At 69.2% G+C, this 17,559-nt stretch carries 11 protein-coding genes; 2 read left to right on the top strand and 9 right to left on the bottom strand.

Features of this window, described 5'->3' with window-relative positions:
- Positions 1-252 precede the first annotated feature (252 nt).
- Positions 253-2,481, bottom strand: coding sequence for a catalase/peroxidase HPI (katG, locus tag SFC76_RS00820; protein ID WP_322847601.1), 2,229 nt, complete (start codon positions 2,479-2,481; stop codon positions 253-255).
- Positions 2,482-2,573: 92 nt separating this feature from the next.
- Between katG and SFC76_RS00815 the strand changes: the two genes are divergently transcribed.
- The gene (locus SFC76_RS00815) at positions 2,574-3,476 is read left to right on the top strand and encodes a hydrogen peroxide-inducible genes activator (protein WP_322847600.1); all 903 of its coding nucleotides are present in this window, start codon (positions 2,574-2,576) and stop codon (positions 3,474-3,476) included.
- 883 nt (positions 3,477-4,359) lie between these two features.
- Here SFC76_RS00815 and SFC76_RS00810 read toward each other — a convergent pair.
- Complete coding sequence (locus SFC76_RS00810) at positions 4,360-5,046, bottom strand: HAD-IA family hydrolase (RefSeq protein ID WP_322847599.1); 687 nt, start codon at positions 5,044-5,046, stop codon at positions 4,360-4,362.
- 572 nt (positions 5,047-5,618) lie between these two features.
- Between SFC76_RS00810 and SFC76_RS00805 the strand changes: the two genes are divergently transcribed.
- A complete protein-coding gene (locus tag SFC76_RS00805; protein WP_322847598.1) occupies positions 5,619-6,161 on the top strand; it encodes a pseudouridine synthase in 543 nt (180 codons plus the stop codon).
- Between the two features lie 11 nt (positions 6,162-6,172).
- Here the strand turns inward: SFC76_RS00805 and nagE are convergent, their stop codons facing one another.
- The 7 genes from nagE to SFC76_RS00770 all read right to left on the bottom strand — a co-directional run bounded on the left by nagE (position 6,173) and on the right by SFC76_RS00770 (position 17,150).
- Positions 6,173-7,876 carry an N-acetylglucosamine-specific PTS transporter subunit IIBC gene (gene nagE, locus SFC76_RS00800; protein ID WP_322847597.1) on the bottom strand — a complete coding sequence of 568 codons (1,704 nt, stop codon included), beginning with the start codon at positions 7,874-7,876 and terminating at the stop codon, positions 6,173-6,175.
- Positions 7,873-10,362 carry a phosphoenolpyruvate--protein phosphotransferase gene (gene ptsP, locus SFC76_RS00795; RefSeq protein ID WP_322847596.1) on the bottom strand — a complete coding sequence of 830 codons (2,490 nt, stop codon included), beginning with the start codon at positions 10,360-10,362 and terminating at the stop codon, positions 7,873-7,875. The genes nagE and ptsP overlap by 4 nt, the downstream gene beginning before the upstream one ends.
- A 95-nt stretch (positions 10,363-10,457) precedes the next feature.
- Complete coding sequence (gene galA, locus SFC76_RS00790) at positions 10,458-13,373, bottom strand: beta-galactosidase GalA (protein WP_322847595.1); 2,916 nt, start codon at positions 13,371-13,373, stop codon at positions 10,458-10,460.
- Positions 13,370-14,506, bottom strand: a complete 1,137-nt coding sequence (gene nagA, locus SFC76_RS00785; RefSeq protein WP_322847594.1) for an N-acetylglucosamine-6-phosphate deacetylase — start codon at positions 14,504-14,506, stop codon at positions 13,370-13,372. Before nagA ends, galA begins: the two co-directional genes overlap by 4 nt.
- Positions 14,503-15,522 carry an SIS domain-containing protein gene (locus SFC76_RS00780; protein WP_322848046.1) on the bottom strand — a complete coding sequence of 340 codons (1,020 nt, stop codon included), beginning with the start codon at positions 15,520-15,522 and terminating at the stop codon, positions 14,503-14,505. The genes nagA and SFC76_RS00780 overlap by 4 nt, the downstream gene beginning before the upstream one ends.
- A gap of 40 nt (positions 15,523-15,562) precedes the next feature.
- A complete protein-coding gene (locus tag SFC76_RS00775) occupies positions 15,563-16,300 on the bottom strand; it encodes a GntR family transcriptional regulator (protein WP_322847593.1) in 738 nt (245 codons plus the stop codon).
- 76 nt (positions 16,301-16,376) lie between these two features.
- Positions 16,377-17,150, bottom strand: a complete 774-nt coding sequence (locus tag SFC76_RS00770) for a copper homeostasis protein CutC (RefSeq protein ID WP_322847592.1) — start codon at positions 17,148-17,150, stop codon at positions 16,377-16,379.
- Between the last annotated feature and the right edge of the window lie 409 nt (positions 17,151-17,559).

Here is a 17,559-nt window from a genome sequence, read left to right as displayed (position 1 = left end):
ACCTGACACAAGATGCCCGATACCGGCCATTCGTTCATGTCTACAATCGTGAGCTTCGCGGCAGCGGCGTCTGCGAGAACGACGTCTGCCGCCAGGACGCGAGAAACCGAACGATCGCGCATTGGAAACGGGGGCACCTCATACCCCCCTACCTGCCGACGATCAGTGATCCTGCAGGCGGCGCTCGACGCCCTCCATATAAAAAAAGGCGATCGCTCTCGCGACCGCCTTCTTTCCCAAACACAACCTCGGTCAGGTTGCGATATTCGAGCTCACCGGCTTGGCGGTTACGTCGAACCGGTCGGCATCCATGACCTTCACCCAGGCCTTGATGAAGTCCTTGACGAACTTCTCCTCGTTGCCGTTTTCGGCATAGACTTCCGCCGTCGCGCGCAGCTGTGAGTTCGAGCCGAACACCAGGTCCGTGCGGGTGGCGTGCCACTTCTCGCCCTTTCCGCTGCGATCATGACCGATGAACTCCTCGTCGCTCGACGGATCGACGAGCTCCCAGAAGGTCTCGTTGTCGAGAAGGTTGACGAAGAAGTCGTTGGTCAGCTGCCCCTTGCGCTCGGTCAGGACACCCTCGGGCTTGTCGCCATGATTGGCCCCAAGCACGCGAAGACCACCGAGCAAGACCGTCATCTCAGGAGCAGACAAACCCAGCAGCGAAGCCTTGTCGAGCAGCAGCTCCTCGGTCTTCACGGTCTGCCGCGTCCGCAGGTAGTTGCGGAAGCCATCGGCCTGCGGCTCCATCCATGCGAAGCTCTCGACATCGGTCCACTCCTGCGTCGCGTCACCGCGTCCGCCGGTAAACGGCACCTCGACCTCGAAACCGGCATCCTTTGACGCTTTCTCGATCGCCACCGAACCCGCAAGGACAATCGCGTCGGCGAGCGACATGGCACCGCGGAGATCGTTGAGCTTGGCAAGTACCGTTTCAAGCTCCGCGGGTTCATTGATTGCCCAGTCCTTCTGCGGCTCCAGCGCGATCCGTGCGCCGTTTGCTCCGCCGCGATGGTCGGACTTGCGGTAGGTCGAGGCGGAGGCCCAGGCGGTCTTGACGAGCTGACCGATGCTGAGGCCGGAGCTCAGCACGCTCTCTGCGAATGCCGCTATTTCGGCATCGCTCGGCGCCGTTCCCTCGGGCACCGGATCCTGCCAGATGAGCGTCTCTTCCGGCACCTCTGGCCCGAGGTAGCGGACCTTCGGCCCCATGTCCCGGTGGGTCAGCTTGAACCAGGCGCGTGCGAAAGCGTCGTCGAGCGCCGCTTGATCGTCGCGAAAGCGTTCGGAGATCGCGCGGAATTCGGGGTCCAGCTTCAGCGCCATGTCGGCGGTCGTCATGATCGTCGGCACGCGCTTGCTGGGATCGCGTGCGTCGGGTGCCATGTCTTCCCATTCGGGATTGATCGGCGTCCACTGCTTCGCACCGGCCGGGCTGGACGTCAGCTCATACTCGTACTTGAACAGCAGGCGGAAATAGTCGCCGGTCCACTTCGTCGGATTGTTCGACCACGACCCCTCGATCCCCGAGGTGGTGATGTGGCCCTTGCCGATCTCCTCGCTGTCCGTGAGCCAGCCGAGCCCCTGCATGTGCACGGCTTCCGACGCGGGTTCCTTGCCGAAATTCTCAGCGGGCTTCGCCCCGTGCGTCTTGCCGAACGCGTGACCGCCGGCGGTGAGCGCGACGGTCTCCTCCGAGTTCATCGCCATGCGCGAGAACGTCGCCCGCATGTCACGCGCCGAGCCGAGCGGATCGGGATTGCCGCCGGGCCCTTCGGGGTTCACGTAGATCAGACCCATCGAGTCCGCGGCGAGCGGGCCTTCCAGATCGAGCTCCTCGTCCGGGCGAATGCGGCTCTTGTGCTCCGCATGTCCGATCCACTGCTCCTCGGCACCCCAATAAGTGTCGCCTTCCGACTGATAGACGTCCTTGCGGCCACCGGCGAAGCCGAAGGTCGGGCCGCCCATGCTCTCGATGGCGACGTTGCCGGCCAGGATGAACAGGTCCGCCCAGCTGATATGCTTCCCGTACTTCTGCTTGAGCGGCCACAGCAGGCGCCGAGCCTTGTCGAGGTTGCCGTTGTCCGGCCAGCTGTTGAGCGGTTCGAACCGCTGCTGGCCCGACGACGAACCGCCACGCCCGTCGGTTACCCGGTAAGTGCCCGCAGCGTGCCAGGCCATGCGGATCATGAAGGGGCCGTAATGCCCATAATCTGCCGGCCACCACGGTTTGCTGTCGGTCATCAACGCGGTGAGATCGGCTTTCAGCGCATCGTAGTCGAGCGTCCGGAACGCTTCGGCATAGTCGTAATCCTCGCCCATCGGGTTCGGTGACACGCCATGCTGGTGCAGGATCTCGACCGGCAGAACGTCGGGCCACCAATCCTTGTTGGTACGGCCGAGAAGCGAGCGGACCGTGCCTGCGCCGCCGCCATTCCTGCCCATCGGGCAGCGCTCGCTGGGATCTTCGTCAGCCATCTTCTCACTCCTCTTATGCTATCCGCCGCATTCTAATAGGGCGGATAAATTTATCCAATGGATTGAAACGATTTCTGCTATCACCTGAGTCGATGAAGCCGATCCCGTCGCTCAGGCAGTTGTCGTATCTCCTCGCGCTCCACGAGCATGGCAATTTCGGGCGTGCGGCTGCCGCCCTGTTCGTCTCGCAGTCAGCCTTTTCGGTGGGCATCGCCGAGCTCGAACGGGTGCTGGAGGCGAACCTGGTCGAGCGCTCCAAACGCCACGTGCGCTTTACGCCGATCGGCGAGGAAATCGTCTCACGCGCTCGTCAGATGGTGCGCGCTGCGGAGGATCTTCACCTTGTAACGCAGCGCTCTCACGAGCCGCTGGTGGGATCGCTGCGGTTCGCGGTCATTCCCACGATCGCCCCGTTCCTGCTCTCCCGAACCCTGCCGGCGCTCGCGCGCGACTGGCCGCGGCTACAGCTATATGTGCGTGAGATGCTGACGGGCGTCGCATGCGAAGCGATGGGGCGCGGCGAGATCGATTGCGTGCTCCTCGCGCTGCCCATCGAATGTGGCGAGATCGAAAGCATCGACATCGCCGTCGACCCCTTGGTCCTTGTTACGGCGAAAGGGCAGGATGCGTTCGCATCGCCGCTCTGTGATGCCGACGACAGCCGTTTGCTTTTGCTTGAAGACGGACACTGCCTCAAGGAGCATGCCCTCGCCGCGTGCGATCGAACGGCAGCCGAAGCCGACAGCCTGTTGGTCGCCTCTACGCTGCACACGCTGGTTCAACTGGTCGATGCGGGTCTCGGCTACACGTTGCTACCGCAAATGGCGATTGACGCCGGTATCCTCGGTGGCACGCGGGTCGAAACGCGTCCGGCGCAAAGCCGTCATGCAGAGCGACAGATTGCGCTCGCCTGGCGTGGAGGCCATCCACGCACAAGCGAGTTCCGCCTCCTCGGCGAGTCGATCATGCAAGCGGTAAGCGGCGACGCCGAATGACGCCGACCACCGGTTCTCAGACACATCGGCCTTGCTCTCTTCCAGCTTCGAAGGGCTTCGAAGACCTCGCAATTGACGGCCGACAGTTCGATCAGACCGGCGCCACGCCCTTCCGCATGTCAGCCGAACAGTCGATCCCAAAATGATGGTCGCTGGATGCGCAACTCCTGCCACCTTGCGCGAGCATCGGCCGCGCGTTGATGTAGTGCCCGGATGCATTCGTCACGCGGGAGGTCCGAAAGCCGAGCTGGAAGGTCGTTGCGCTTCATGGAAACGGCGATTGTTCGGCGACAAACCGAACGTTAGCAACGGTGAAGCGACCAACGGCTGACGATTGGCACGATAGCGTACAAACCCGGCCGCGAACGAGCAGCTTGTAGGCAAGCACCTCTGGCGTCTTCGCGTACCGCCTGAAGCCGCACCGCAGTCGTTCAATCAGCACCTAGCCAACCTCTGCTACAAAAAGGAGCCCGCCTACGACGGGGGGGCGGGAGGCGGGCTCGAAGGCTGCATGTCCGATACGAGGCTCCGACTCGGGCATATCGTGTTGTACGCTCATACGGCGGCCCGTTCTCGCACCTGGGCTATTGATTTAGGCTTGGTTTAGCGCCTGACGGGCCGCGTCTGCGCGTTCGCGGAATGCGGTCTGCCAGGTCACGCCAGCCCCGCTCCACGGTATCGGATTTTCGATCCGGTGCTCGGACATCGACCGAACAGAATTCAATAATCTTGCAGCGAGCGAGGGCTGGTTGCTCGATGTCGGTCATCGGTCGAGCTTATGCGGTGGCGACTTTCCGCGTTGAAAAACCGGTCCGCGCCCGGACATCCCATTGGCGGGATAAGGTTGCTCCGGCGATGCTCCACGTCATGACATGAAGTGGCGCTACCTTGGCATGGCTCTGGTCAGCAGGAGCCCCTCGGCCTTCGCTGCGACCGTAAGGCCCTTATAGTCGTATATTGCCGGATGGACGGTGCCGATCGGATCGTGATGGGTGAACGTAATGGCGAGGCTGGCGGCGCCCGCGGCGTCCGCAGCGCCAAGGCCGGCCAGCGTGTCTTCGAACACGAGACAGTCCGAAGCATCGACCCCCAGCCTTTCCGCGCCGAGGAGGAAGCATGCAGGATCCGGTTTGCCGCGTTCCACGTCCTCCGAGGTGACCAGAACCGGCGGAATGGCGATGCCCGCTCGACGAAGACGGGCCTCGGCAAGTGCGCGTGAGGCCGAGGTGACGATCGCCCAGCGCTCCTTCGGAACATTGGCCAGGAACGCGAAGACGCCAGGTATCGCCTCGACGCCGTCGGTATCCTCGATTTCCCTTCGCGTGATCCAGGCCGCCTCCGCCACCGGATCAGCGACGCCGAGCGCCTTCATCGTCTCCACCGTCCGGACGCCGTGCATGATCGAGATGACGTGGGCCGGGTCGAAGCCGCGCATCAGCGACCAGCTCGTCCACGCCCGGTTCGCGGAGTCGATGCTGGTGATCAGCGTCCCGTCCATGTCGAACAGGAATGCGGCGAAGTGCCGGCCGTCGTGGGGAATGGCGGCGGGAGCGGTCGTTGAGCTATTCATCGCACAGGATCATACGGACAGCCGGGCGGTGTTCAAAGTCGGGAACATCGTCGAACAGGCGATTTACGCATCGATTGTACTCATCTGACGGATTACGCTCGGCGCGAGCCGACCTTCCAAGCGGGCGCCGGCTGACCCTGGGTCCGATCGGCGCATTCGGATCGGCAGCCATTGAGGTCGGTAGCGGTTCAGACCCCGTTGCGGACGTTCAAGCGGGCTATGCAGCAACGATCTTTTCGAGTCCGCCGTACTTGCAAGCTCCAGCCGATTGGATCGTGATTCAATCGGCCGAGCTGCCGCATGGCGCTTGGTAAAGCCGCTTTCCGGCACACAAGAAAAACGCTTTGTGGGGGGGGGTACACCGCTGACGCTAGGTCGTGGAATTCAGGATCGCCGCATTCAGCAAAAACCGCCGAAATCTGCCATTTCCCATAGCTTGGGAAGCTTCTACTCCACCATTGAGCTACACCCGCGTCGGCCGCAGCGATGGGCTCAACAGGCCGTAATCCGCCGGGCGGGGCAATGCAACGGCGATCATCGACACGCGCGCGTCCAGTCGATACCGCGCGCGCATGACTCTCGTGCTGTTCAACAAGCCGTTCGGCGTGCTCAGCCAGTTCACCGATCGCGGATCGCCGACGACGCGGGCGACGCTGTCCGATCATATAGACCTGCCGGGCGTTTATCCGGCGGGGCGGCTCGATCGCGACAGCGAAGGGCTGTTGCTGCTCACCGACGACGGGCGGTTGCAGGCGCGGATCGCCGATCCTCGGTTCAAGCTCGCCAAGACCTATCTGGTGCAGGTCGAGGGGCTACCGGACGAGGACGCGCTGGCGCGACTGCGTGGCGGCGTCATGCTCAACGACGGGCCGACCCGCCCCGCTGAGGTCGAGCAGATCGCCGATCCGGCCTTGTGGCCGCGCGATCCGCCGATCCGCGTCCGCGCGCAGATCCCCGATTGCTGGCTGTCGCTGACCATCCGCGAGGGCCGCAACCGGCAGGTGCGGCGGATGACCGCGGCGGTGGGGCATCCGACGCTGCGGCTGGTGCGCTGGCGGATCGGCGAATGGACGCTCGCCGATCTGGCGCCGGGGCAGCATCGCATCATCGGCTGAGCCGCGCAGACTCAGGCCGGCATCAGCAGATGCACCACGTCGGGCCGGGGCCAGACGACGGCGCGCACGTCGCTGCCGAGCGCGGCCTCGTCGACGCGCACCCGGTCGCCGACCACGACGCGCAGCCGCCCGCCGTGGCGGCTCACCGCGCCGACATTGCCGCGGCCGCCGAGCGCGGCGAGCAGCGCGTCGGACAGATCGACCGGCGCAGCAGCGACGGGTGGCGCCACCGCCGGGGCCGCCGCGGCGGGTGGGGCGGCGTCGAGCGCCGCGCGCATCTCCATCGCGAGCCCGTCGGCGATGCCGCCGACGATCACCTGCACCGCGGTCGGCGACGGGCGCAGCACGCCGCGCGCGCCGAGCTGGCGCAGCCGCGGCTCGTCGATCGCCTGCGCGTCCGCCACCGCCAGCCGCAGCCGGGTGGCGCAGGCATCGATGCCGCGCAGGTTCGCCGCTCCGCCCAGCGCCGCGACGAACGCCGCCGCCTTGGCATCCGCGGCGACCGCAGGCCCCGCCGGTATCGCCTCGGGCGCCTCGCGACCGGGCGTCGGCAGGTCGAAGCGCACGATCGCCCAGCGGAACAGGCCGTAATAGATCGCCGCATAGGCCGCGCCGACGGGCAGCAGCATCAGCGGGCGCGTTGCTTTGCCGTAGTTGAGCATGTAATCGAACAGGCCGGCGGAAAAGCCGTAGCCGAGTTTTACGCCGAGTGCGTTCATGATCGCCTCGGCGATGCCGGTGAGCAGCGCGTGGATCGCGTAGAGCACCGGCGCGAGGAACATGAAGCTGAACTCGATCGGCTCGGTGACGCCGGTGAGGAACGAGGTCAGCGCGAGGCTGAACAGCATGCCGCCGACCTCTTTGCGCCGATCGGGCGCAGTCGCGTGGTACATCGCGAGACAGGCGGCGGGCAGGCCGAACATCATGACCGGGAACATGCCGCTCATGAAGCCGCCCGCGGTCGGATCGCCGGCGAAGAAGCGGGTCAGGTCGCCGGTCTTGCCGTGGTAATCGCCGACGACGAAATAGACGACGTTGTTGAGGATATGGTGCAGGCCGGTGACGAGGAGCAGCCGGTTGAGCACACCGAACGCGAAATAACCGTAGCCGCCGGCGACGACGACGCCGCGGCTGAGCGCGTCCATGCCCGCGTCGATCGGCGCGTAGCTCAACCCCAGCGCCAGCGCGATGACCAGCCCGGCGATCCCGGCGATGATCGGCACGAACCGCCGCCCGCCGAAGAAGGCGAGGTAATCGGGCAGCTTGAACGTCGCAAAGCGATTGTAGAACAGCCCGCCGACGAGCCCGGAGAGGATGCCGATCGGCACCTCCAGCCGGTCGACCGCCGCGGTCTTCCACGCCGCCGAGACGCCGGCGACCAATGCCTCGGGCACGTTGGCGAGCGTCGCCGCGGGCACCACCAGGAAGCTTTGCGAGGCGTTGACCGAGACGAGATAGCAGACGATCCCCGCCATCGCCGCGGCGCCGTTGCCATCGCGCGCGAAACCGGTGGCGACGCCGACCGCGAACAGCAGGCCGAGGTTGGAGAACATCGCATCGCCGGCGGCGCTGAGGAAGGCGATGTCGAGCAGGTCGGGCTGGCCGAGCCGCAGCAGCAGCCCGGCGATCGGCAGCACCGCGATCGGCAGCATCAGCGCGCGGCCGAGCGGCTGGAGGAAGCTCATCACCGAGAAACGGGAGGCGGGGCGGGTCATCGGCTGATCTCCTCGGCGAAGTGGCGGGCGAGCGCGCGCACTCCGGCGGCATTCGTCGCGACGAGCGCGGCATCGGCATGGTCGCGCACCGCCGCCATCGTCAGGCGGGCGACGAGCGCCTTGGTGGCGGGGACGCGGGCCGGCGGTACCGACAGCGTGCGCACGCCGAGCCCGACGAGGATCGGCGCGGCGAGCGGATCGGCGGCGAGCCCGCCGCACACGCTGACCGGCACGTTGCGCGTCGCGGCACCCTCGCAGGTCATGCGGATCAGCCGCAGCACCGCCGGGTGCAGTCCGTCGATGCCCGCGGCGACCGCGGGATTGCCGCGATCCATCGCCAGCACATATTGGGTGAGGTCGTTGCTGCCGATCGACAGGAAATCGGCATGCGCGGCGATCAGGTCGGCGGTCGCCGCCGCCGCCGGCGTCTCGACCATCGCGCCGAGCTGCACCGGGCCGACGCCCAGCTCGCCGCGGAGCCGATCGAGCGCCTCGCGCACCGCCAGCAGTTCGTCGATGCTCGCGACCATCGGCACCATGATCCGGCAGCGCTCGACCTCGGGCACGGCTAGAATCGCGCGCAATTGCGTGTCGAGCACCTCGGGCCGCGCCAGCGAGACGCGGATGCCGCGCAGGCCGAGCGCCGGATTCTCCTCATGCGGGATCGCCAGATAGGGCGCGGGCTTGTCGCCGCCGACGTCGAGCAGCCGGATCACTACCGGCCGGCCGGGCAGAGCCGCGACGACGCCGCGATAATCCGCCGCCTGTTCGGCGACGTCGGGGGCGACCGAACGGTCGAGGAACAGGATTTCGGTGCGCAGCAGGCCGCAGCCCTCCGCGCCCGCCGCCGCCGCCGCCTCGGCATCGGCGACCGAGCCGAGATTGGCGTAGACGTGGATCGCCTGCCCGTCCGCGGTCGCCGCGGGCCGGTCGCCCGCCGCCAGCGCCGCCGCCTCGGCCGCCGCGCGCGTCGCGATTCCGGCGCGGGCCTGCGCCTGACGATCGGGATGCGGATCGACGATCACCGCGCCGGCATCGGCATCGAGGATCACGAAGGTCTCATCGGCGACGACGCGCACCGCCTCGCCCAGCGCCACCACCATCGGCACGCCCATCCCCGCCGCGAGCATCGCGACATGCGAGGTCGGGCCGCCGCCGACCACGGCGAAGCCGGCGACCCGCGCCGCGGCCAGCGCCGACAGTTGCGACGGCAACAGATCGTCGGCGAACACGATCGCGCCCGCCGGCACGGTCAGCGCCGCCGCCTTGGTACCGAGGATCGCATGGACGACGCGCAGCGCGACGTCGCGGATATCGTCGGCACGCTCGGCAATGCGCGCGTTGCCGGTCGCGCGGAGCTGCGCGCCCTGCCCTTCGGCCGCGGTCATCATCGCCGCCGCCGCCGCCATGCCGTTGGCAATCCCCGCCTCGGCGCGACCGCGCAGATCGGGATCGTCGAGGATCGCGCGATGCGCGGCGAGCACGCCGCCCATCTGTCCCGGCCCGCCCGCCGCCGCGTCGAGCGCCGCCGCCACCGCGGCGATACCGCCCGCCAGCCGCGCCTGCTCGACCGCGACGCCCTCGCCCATCGTCGGCAGCTCGGGCATTTCGAGCCGCAGCCAGAAGGCCGGCCCCATCGCCAGCCCCGGTGCCGCCGGCACGCCGGACAGCGCGCCCGCCTCCGCCTCGCGCACGACCGGCGGCCGCGCTGCGGGGGCGGGTACCGGCGCGGCATCGACCTCGGCGGTGAGCAGCGCCACGATGGCGTCGATCGCCGCCGCCGCCCGTGCGCCGCGCGCCGCGATCGTCACGTTGCGCCCCTGCGCCAGCCCCAGCGACAACAGCGCGATCGGGCTGCTCGCCGACGCGGTCTCGCCGTCGCTGGTCAGCGTCACCTCGGCGCCGCTGTCGCGCACCGCCGCGACGATCCGCGCCGCCGGCCGCGCATGCAGCCCGTGCGGCAGCAGCACCACGGCGTCGCGGCGCAGCGTCTCGCCATCGATCGCGCCGGTATCCGCCGCCACCTGAGCGCCTACAACGATCCGCGCCAGCGGTGCGCCGACCGCGATCAAGCCTTCAGCGGCGATCGTCGCGATCGTCGCTTCGCCCTCGACGAGGATCACCGGCGTCACCGCCGCGGCGGCGCCTTGCACCACCGCATCGAGGTCGAAGCGGATCAGCGGATCGCCCGCGCGCACCCGGTCGCCCGCCGCGACCAGCGGGGTGAACCCCTGCCCGCCCAGCTTCACCGTATCGATGCCAATATGGATCAGCAGCGACACGCCGCCGCCGACGTCCAGCGTCACCGCATGACCCGCGGCGTGGACGGTGAGCACCTGCGCATCGCATGGCGCGTGCAGCGTATCGCCGGTCGGATCGATCGCCAGCCCCGGCCCCATCATCCCTTCGGCGAAGACCGGGTCGGGAACGGCAGTCAGCGGCAGGACCCATCCCGCGAGCGGCGCCACCAACTGCACATCCGTCATTCGTCACTCACCTCTGGCCGGGTCTCCCGCGCAGTGTATCGCACGCTAACCTGCTGACAATACCTGTTGAATACCATTGTGCATGACCTTGCGCGTCACGCGGCGCGGACGGTCACTCCGCCGGCCAGACCCGACGGCCGCCCCGCCTCCGGCTGGACGATCAGCACGACGGCACGCTCGCCGCTGCCCGGCGGCAGCACCGCCTCGATCGGCGCGACCGCGGCGTCGGTCTTGGCGGCGAGCCTGCGCCCGTCGACCCACAGTTCCGCGCGCCCGGCGACGCCGGCGAAGGCGATCCGCCCGCCCCGTGCCGCCACCGCACGCACCGGCGTGACGCGTGCGCGATAGACCTGCCAGCCACCCTGCGGCTCGGCGGGCGTCGGCGTGCCGCTGCGCACGAAGGCCCAGCTGTTGTTGTCGTCGCTCGCCGGCGCCAGCGCCGGATCGGGCCGAGCGGGGAGCAGCGGCGAGCGTCGCCAGTCGGCGATTTCCCGCACCGCCGCCACCGGCGGCACCTGCGCCCGCGGCGCCACCGCGACGCGATCGATCGTCAGGCGCGCCGGCTTCAGCCCCGGCGCGGTCGCGCGCAGCACGATCTTGCCGCGCGCCGCGGCATCCGCCCGCACCAGCACCTGCGCCAGCCCGTTGAACAGCGACCGCGCGCCGCTGGTCGGGCTGTCGCCCTTCTCGGATTCGTGGCTGTTGGGATCGCCGTTGCCGACGCCGATGATCGTCGCTCCCGCAACGGTGAAGGCGGTCGAAAGATCGGCGGTCGGCACATGCCGCCCGCGCGCATCGATCGCATCGATCGTCACCGGCTGCACGTCCTCGCCGTCGCCCGCCATCGCGCGCCGCGCCGGCGTCAGCCGCAGCGCGACCGGCGCGCCCGCGGTCTCGTGGCCGGCGCGCGCCACCTCGCGCCCGCCGGACATTGCGACCACCTCCAGCGTGCCCGGCGCATAAGGCACGGTGAAGCTGTTGCCCATCAGCCGGTCGACCGCCGCCTCGCCGACGACGCGGCCGTTGAGTTTCAGCACGATCCGCTCGGCGTTGGACAGCACCAGCACCGGCACCGGCTGCCCCTCGCGGCCCGGCCACGTCCAGTGCGGCGCGAGGCCGACGACGGGCGTGTCGTCGATCCAGCCGGCGCGATGGATGTCATACGCCGTCTTGCGGAAGCCGCAGAGGTCGAGGATGCCGAAGAAGCTGGCGATCGTCGGCCAGACGTGCGGCGTCGGCTCGCCATGATAGTCGAAGCCGGTCCATACGAAACCGCCCGCGACGAAGCGCCGCTTGGCGATCTCCGCCCAGCCCTTGCGATGCGTCTCGCCCCAGCCGGCGGCATCGTCGTCCATCGACGACCGGATGTGCTTGGCCGGGATCGTCTCATAGGCGCCGCGCGTCTCGAACGCGCTGGTATCCTCCGAACTGGTCATCGGCTTGGTCGGGTTGAGCGCGTGGAACCGGTCGTAATCGCCCGGATAATAATTGAAGCCGACGACATCGACCACGGTCGAGACGTTTTCGGGATTGAAGAACGACCCGTTCATCGCCGCGGTCACCGGCCGGCTGTCGTCCAGCCTTTTCACCGCCGCCGCCATCCGCCGCACCATCTGCACGCCGGCCGCGGTGCCCTGCATCGGCTCCTCGTTGAACACCGACCACAGGATGACGCTGGGGTGGTTGCGGTCGCGCCGCACCAGCCATTCGAGCTGCGCCATATAATCGGGCGAGGGATTGAAGTTGCGGTTCTCGTCCATGACGAGGAACCCCATCCGGTCGCACAGGTCGAGGAAGGCGACCGGCGGCGCATTGTGCGAACAGCGGATCGCGTTGCAGCCGAGCTCCTTCAGCCGTTCGAGCCGCCATGCGAGCAGCGCGTCGGGCAAGGCCACGCCGACGCCGGCATGGTCGTGGTGGATGCACACGCCCTTCAGCTTGACGGGCATGTCGTTGACGAACAGTCCCTTGTCGGCATCGAAGCGGATCGTGCGGAAACCGATCGGCACGCGCCGGCGATCGACGGCGGCGCCGTCGCGCTCCAGCGTCACCGCGACGGTGTAGAGCGTCGGCGTCTCGACCGACCAGAGGCGCGGCGCAGGGGCCGGCATCACCGCCTGCGTCACCGCCTCGTCCAGCGGCGCGACCGTCACCGGCGGCAGGGCGATGGTCGCGATCGTGCGACCGTCGGGATCGATCAGCGTGGCGACCGCCCGCACCGTCACCGGCGACGCCTCGGTCGAGCGGATCGTCACCGCGACCGGTATCGTCCAGCCGCCGTCCGTGCCGCGCCGCGGGTCGCAATGGACGCCGTCGGTGACGATCGACACCGGTGCGCGCGTCGCCAGCCATGCATGGCGGTACAGGCCGGCGCCCTCGTACCACCAGCCCTCCATCGCATCGGCATCGACGCGGATCGCGACGACGTTGGTCTCGTCGCCGAAGCGCGCGAACGGCGTGATGTCGATATAGACGCTGTTATAGCCCGACCAATTGTGCGCGACGACGCTGCCGTTGACCCAGATCGTCGCGTTGGTCGCGATGCCGTCGAACTGGAGTTCGAGATAGCGGCCGCGGCTGGCGGGGTCGAGCCCGAAGCTGCGCCGGTACCAGCCGATGCCGCGCGGGCGATAGCCCTGCGCGACGTTCGCGGTCTCGACGAACGGCTGGAACGACGCCCAATCGTGCGGCAGCGTCACCACCGGCCATTCGCTGTCGTCGTAATCCATCGCCGCCGCGCCGGTGGCGTTGCCCGCCTTGGCGCGCAGATAGGTTTCGTTGTGCGTCGCCGCCGACGGCACGGCGATGTCGCCCTCGTGGAACAGCCAGCCCTGATCGAAGCCGATCCGCGAGGGGTCGCCGACCGGCAGCAGCGGCAACAGGCCGTCGACCGGGGCAGGCATCGGCAACGCGCCGTAGCGGCTGGCCGGCGCCGCCGATGCGGCGCCCGGCAGCGACAGCGTCAGACCGGCACCGGCGGACCCGAGAAGCTGCCGCCGGTCGATCGTCATGCCTGTCGTCCCCCGATGGTCGTCGCGACCGGCGCCATCGCCGCGGTCAGTCGCACCCAGTCGGCGCGCAGGCCGGCGGCGAGCGTGCCCCGCTCCGCCGCCAGTCCGAGGAACGCCGCCGGATTGCCCGCCGCGAGCCGCGCCGCCACCGCCGGCTCCAGCCCGAGCATCCCCATCGCATTGGCCACCGCCGCCGCCATGTCGAGGTCCGAACCCGCCAGCGTGCCATCCTCATAGGAGCAGATGCCGTCACGCACCCGGATCTGCCGGCCTTGCAGCATGAAGTCCTTCACCTCGGCGCCGACCGACGACATCGCGTCGGTGACCAGCATCATCCGCTCGATGCCGCGCGCGCGCAACGCGATGCGCAGCACCGCCGGGGCGACATGGACGCCGTCGACGATCAGCCCGCACCATGGCCGCGGATCGTCCAGCGCCGCGCCGACCAGACCCGGCGTCCGCTGCACCATCGCCGGCATCGCGTTGAACAAATGGGTGATGCCGCTCAGCCCCGCGTCGAACGCCGCCACCGCGCCGTCATAGCCGACCTCGGTATGGCCGGCGCTGACCAGCACGCCCGCCGCGGCCAGCGCGGCGATGTCGTCGATATGCGCCAGCTCGGGCGCCAGCGTCACCATCACCTTGCCGCGCCGCGGCCGGGTGAGCAGCGCGATCATCTCGGCATCGAGCAGGCGGAACCGCGTCGGATCGTGGATGCCCTTGCGCGCGACGTTGAGCCACGGCCCCTCGATATGCACGCCGACCACGCCGGGCACGCCCGCCGCGATCGCCTCGTCCACCGCATCCAGCGCCAGCGCGATCCGGTCGGGCGTGTCGCTGATCAGCGTCGGCAGCAGCGCGGTGGTGCCGTAGCGCGCATGCGCCTCGGCGATCGCGCGGACGCCGGCGACGTTCGTCTCGTCGTTGAACAGCACGCCGCCGCCGCCGTTGACCTGCGTGTCGATGAAGCCGGGCATCAGCCAGCCGCCGTCGAGGTCGACCGCGTCGCCGGCCGCATCGTCCAGCGGCCGGATCGCGGCGATCCGCTCGCCCGACACGACGATCTCCGCGCCGCGCCACACCGTATCGGCCACGACGACGTGACCGTTGGTGAACCGATGGACGTCGCTCATAGCGTGCGCGTCACCTTGGCGAGATGCGGCGGCGTATCGGGATCGAGCCCGCGCCGCCGCGACAATGCCTCGGCGAGGCCGTAGAAGCTCGCCAGCATCAGGATCGGCTGCACCGCCGGGTGCGCGTCGAGCGCGGGCAGATTGGCGCGCGCGTCGCCGACATGCGCCGACAGGATCGTCGCGCCGCGGCCGGCGAAGGTCTCCGCCACCGCCATCACGTCGTCGCCCGCCGCGTCGGAGGTCGCCAGCGCCAGCACCGGGAACCCCTCGCCGACGATCGCCATCGGCCCATGCCGCACCTCCGCCGCGCTGAACGGCTCGGCCTGCACCTGGCAGGTCTCCTTGAGCTTCAGCGCGCATTCCTGTGCGACGCCGAAGCCATAGCCGCGGCCGATCACGAACATCTGCTTCGCCTCGGCGAGCGGCTCGACGCCCGCGCTCCAGTCGAGCGCCACCGCGCGTTCGAGCTGGTCGGGCAGCGCCACCACCGCCGCGGTCAGCGCATCGTCGCCCGACCAGGCCGCGACCAGCGCCGCCAGCCCCGCCATCGCCGCGATGCACGACTTGGTCGCCGCCACCGACCGCTCCGGCCCGGCGCTCAGCGCGAGCAGCGTATCCGCCATCTCGGCGAGCGGCGACGTCTCGTCGTTGACCAGCGCGACCACTTCGGCGCCGGCCTTGGCATAGGCCTCCACCGTCGCGAGCAGGTCCGGGCTGCGCCCCGATTGCGAGATCGCGATGCACAGCGCCCGCCGCGTCGTCACCGGCGCATCGAACAGCGACACCACCGACGGCGCCGCCGAGGCAACGGGCACGCCGATCAGCGTCTCGATCAGATATTTGCCGTACATCGCCGCATGGTCCGACGATCCGCGCGCGCAGGTCACCACCACGTCGGGCGGCGTCGCGCGCAGCCGCTCGCCGAGCGCGCGCAGCGCCTCGGCGTTGCGCGCCACCAGCCGTGCGACGGTCGCTCCCGCCTCCAGCGTCTCGGCGCGCATCAGCGTGCCCGTCATCGTATCGGTCGTCACTTGGATCAGGGCCCCCGGGCGTGTGTCAGCTATCGGCGAGCTCGGCCACGAAATCGTAGCTGTCGCCGCGGTAATAGGATCGGGTGAATTCGACGGCACGGCCGTCGCGCAGGAAACCGCGCCGCTCGATCAGCAGCCCGGGCGAGCCCGGGTCGACGCCGAGCATCCGCGCATGATCGGTGCCGAACGGCACCGCGCGCAGCCGTTGCAGCGCGCGCACCGGCCGATGCCCCGCCTCGGTCAGCGCCGCGTAGAGCGAGGCGTCGACCGCGTCGATCGACGGCAGGCAGAAACCGGCGATCGTCGACACCTCCAGCGCCATCGGCACCTCGTCGGCGAAGCGCAGCCGCTGGAAGCGATAGACCGGCGCGCTCGGCGACAGCGCCAGCGCCATCGATTCCTCGGGGCTGACCGTGCCGACGCTGCGCGACACCCAGCTGCTGCTCGGCACCAGCCCGCGCGCGATCATGTCTTCGGTGAACGACGACAGCTTGCTGAAATTCTTTTCGACGCGCCCGGCGACGAACGTCCCCGCGCCGCGCCGGCGGGTCAGCAGCCCCTCCTCGACCAACCCCTCGATCGCCTTGCGCACGGTGATCCGCGACACCCCATATTCCACCGCGAGATCGCGCTCGGCGGGAATGGCGTCGCCGCGCACGATCACCTCGCCGCCGATCGCGTCGCGGATGAGCTGTTGCAGCTGCAGATAGAGCGGTGAGGGATTGTCGGTACGAAACCGCCCCACCCGGCTCACGAAACTCATCCCTCACTCCCTGTCCTGCTGCTTGTGGCGTCAACGGGTGCCACGGCTCGCAGAGCGGCGCCAGTGGCGCCTTGCCCTACAATTGTCTTAGATTGGACTTGTCGTCAATCACCTGGCGCAGCTCTGCGACCAGCCGACGGCTCGTCATGCGCGGCAGCGGGCCGAAGTCGAGCCGCGCGTCCTCCACCGCTGCCGGCTCGCTCGCCGAGCCATGCACCGCCGCGACTCCGGTCGCCGCGATGAGGCCGGCGACGTTGCCGGGGGCGACCCCCGCCCCCGCCATCACCACCAGCCGCCCGCCGGCGCGCGCGACCATCCGCGCGATCGTCGCCGCCCCCGCCGGCGCCGACGCCGCCCCGCCAGAGGTCAGGATATGATCGAAGCCGAGCGCCACCGCCTCCTCCACCGCGGCGACGGGGTCGTCGACCACGTCGATCGCGCGATGCAGCGTCAGCCCCGCTGGCGCCCCCGGCAGGTCCGCACGCCAGTTCGCCAGCGCCTGCCGGTCGAGCCGCCCGCTGCGCGTCGCACCGAATACCAGCCCCTGCACCCCCGCCGCGAGCAATGCCGCCGCCTCGCGCCGCGCCAGCGCCAGCGCTGCCGCATCATAGTCGAAGCCGCCCGGCCGCGGCCGCACCATCGCCCGCACCGGCACGCCCGCCGGCCGCGCCACGTCGAGCACCGCCGCGACCAGCCCCGCCGACGGCGTCAGCCCGCCGAGCGCCAGCGCCGCGCACAATTCGATCCGGTCGCAGCCGCCGGCGATCGCCGCCGCCGCGCCCTCCGCCGATTCGACGCATATCTCCAAAGCGATTCGCGGACGCGATCCGCGACTGTCAGACGGCACCATGTTCATTCCTCCGACAACGCCCAGGAGCAACCAAGGGCCTGTGCAAAACCCGTTTCGGTGTCGCGCGCAACCCGCGACCGCCGCCGAAGCTGCGACGAACCGAGTGTCGGCCCGCCCCCGCGCCGGCCCGCCAACCCCGCTTGCCCATGCGCCATGACGGCCCGCAAGCCATTGATCCAACGCACGATCTTGTCACTCCGGGGCCGCCGAGCCGGGGCCGGTCCGGCCGCATCGCGCACGGTTCGGCGCGTTTTGGAAACAAATTTGACATAATCTACTGCGCGGATTGGTTTACATTGGTTATACCTTACTCCGCACAAAGCGAGACACGATGCCGAAATGGCACGCTCGCCACGCCTGTCGCCGGCATCCGCGGCAGCTTGGGATAGGGGGGCACGCGGCCGGGCGT

It is taken from the genome of Sphingomonas sp. CD22, assembly GCF_034556155.1.
Taxonomy (GTDB): Bacteria; Pseudomonadota; Alphaproteobacteria; order Sphingomonadales; family Sphingomonadaceae; genus Sphingomonas.
Note: the sequence above shows the minus strand (reverse complement) of the source record. Positions and strands in the feature narration are given on the sequence as shown.

Coding starts and splice junctions, on each gene's coding strand:
- katG (WP_322847601.1), bottom strand. CDS start 2,481: ATGGCTGACGAAGATCCCAGCGAGCGCTGCCCGATGGGCAGGAATGGC.
- SFC76_RS00815 (WP_322847600.1), top strand. CDS start 2,574: ATGAAGCCGATCCCGTCGCTCAGGCAGTTGTCGTATCTCCTCGCGCTC.
- SFC76_RS00810 (WP_322847599.1), bottom strand. CDS start 5,046: ATGAATAGCTCAACGACCGCTCCCGCCGCCATTCCCCACGACGGCCGG.
- SFC76_RS00805 (WP_322847598.1), top strand. CDS start 5,619: ATGACTCTCGTGCTGTTCAACAAGCCGTTCGGCGTGCTCAGCCAGTTC.
- nagE (WP_322847597.1), bottom strand. CDS start 7,876: ATGACCCGCCCCGCCTCCCGTTTCTCGGTGATGAGCTTCCTCCAGCCG.
- ptsP (WP_322847596.1), bottom strand. CDS start 10,362: ATGACGGATGTGCAGTTGGTGGCGCCGCTCGCGGGATGGGTCCTGCCG.
- galA (WP_322847595.1), bottom strand. CDS start 13,373: ATGACGATCGACCGGCGGCAGCTTCTCGGGTCCGCCGGTGCCGGTCTG.
- nagA (WP_322847594.1), bottom strand. CDS start 14,506: ATGAGCGACGTCCATCGGTTCACCAACGGTCACGTCGTCGTGGCCGAT.
- SFC76_RS00780 (WP_322848046.1), bottom strand. CDS start 15,522: ATGACGGGCACGCTGATGCGCGCCGAGACGCTGGAGGCGGGAGCGACC.
- SFC76_RS00775 (WP_322847593.1), bottom strand. CDS start 16,300: ATGAGTTTCGTGAGCCGGGTGGGGCGGTTTCGTACCGACAATCCCTCA.
- SFC76_RS00770 (WP_322847592.1), bottom strand. CDS start 17,150: ATGGTGCCGTCTGACAGTCGCGGATCGCGTCCGCGAATCGCTTTGGAG.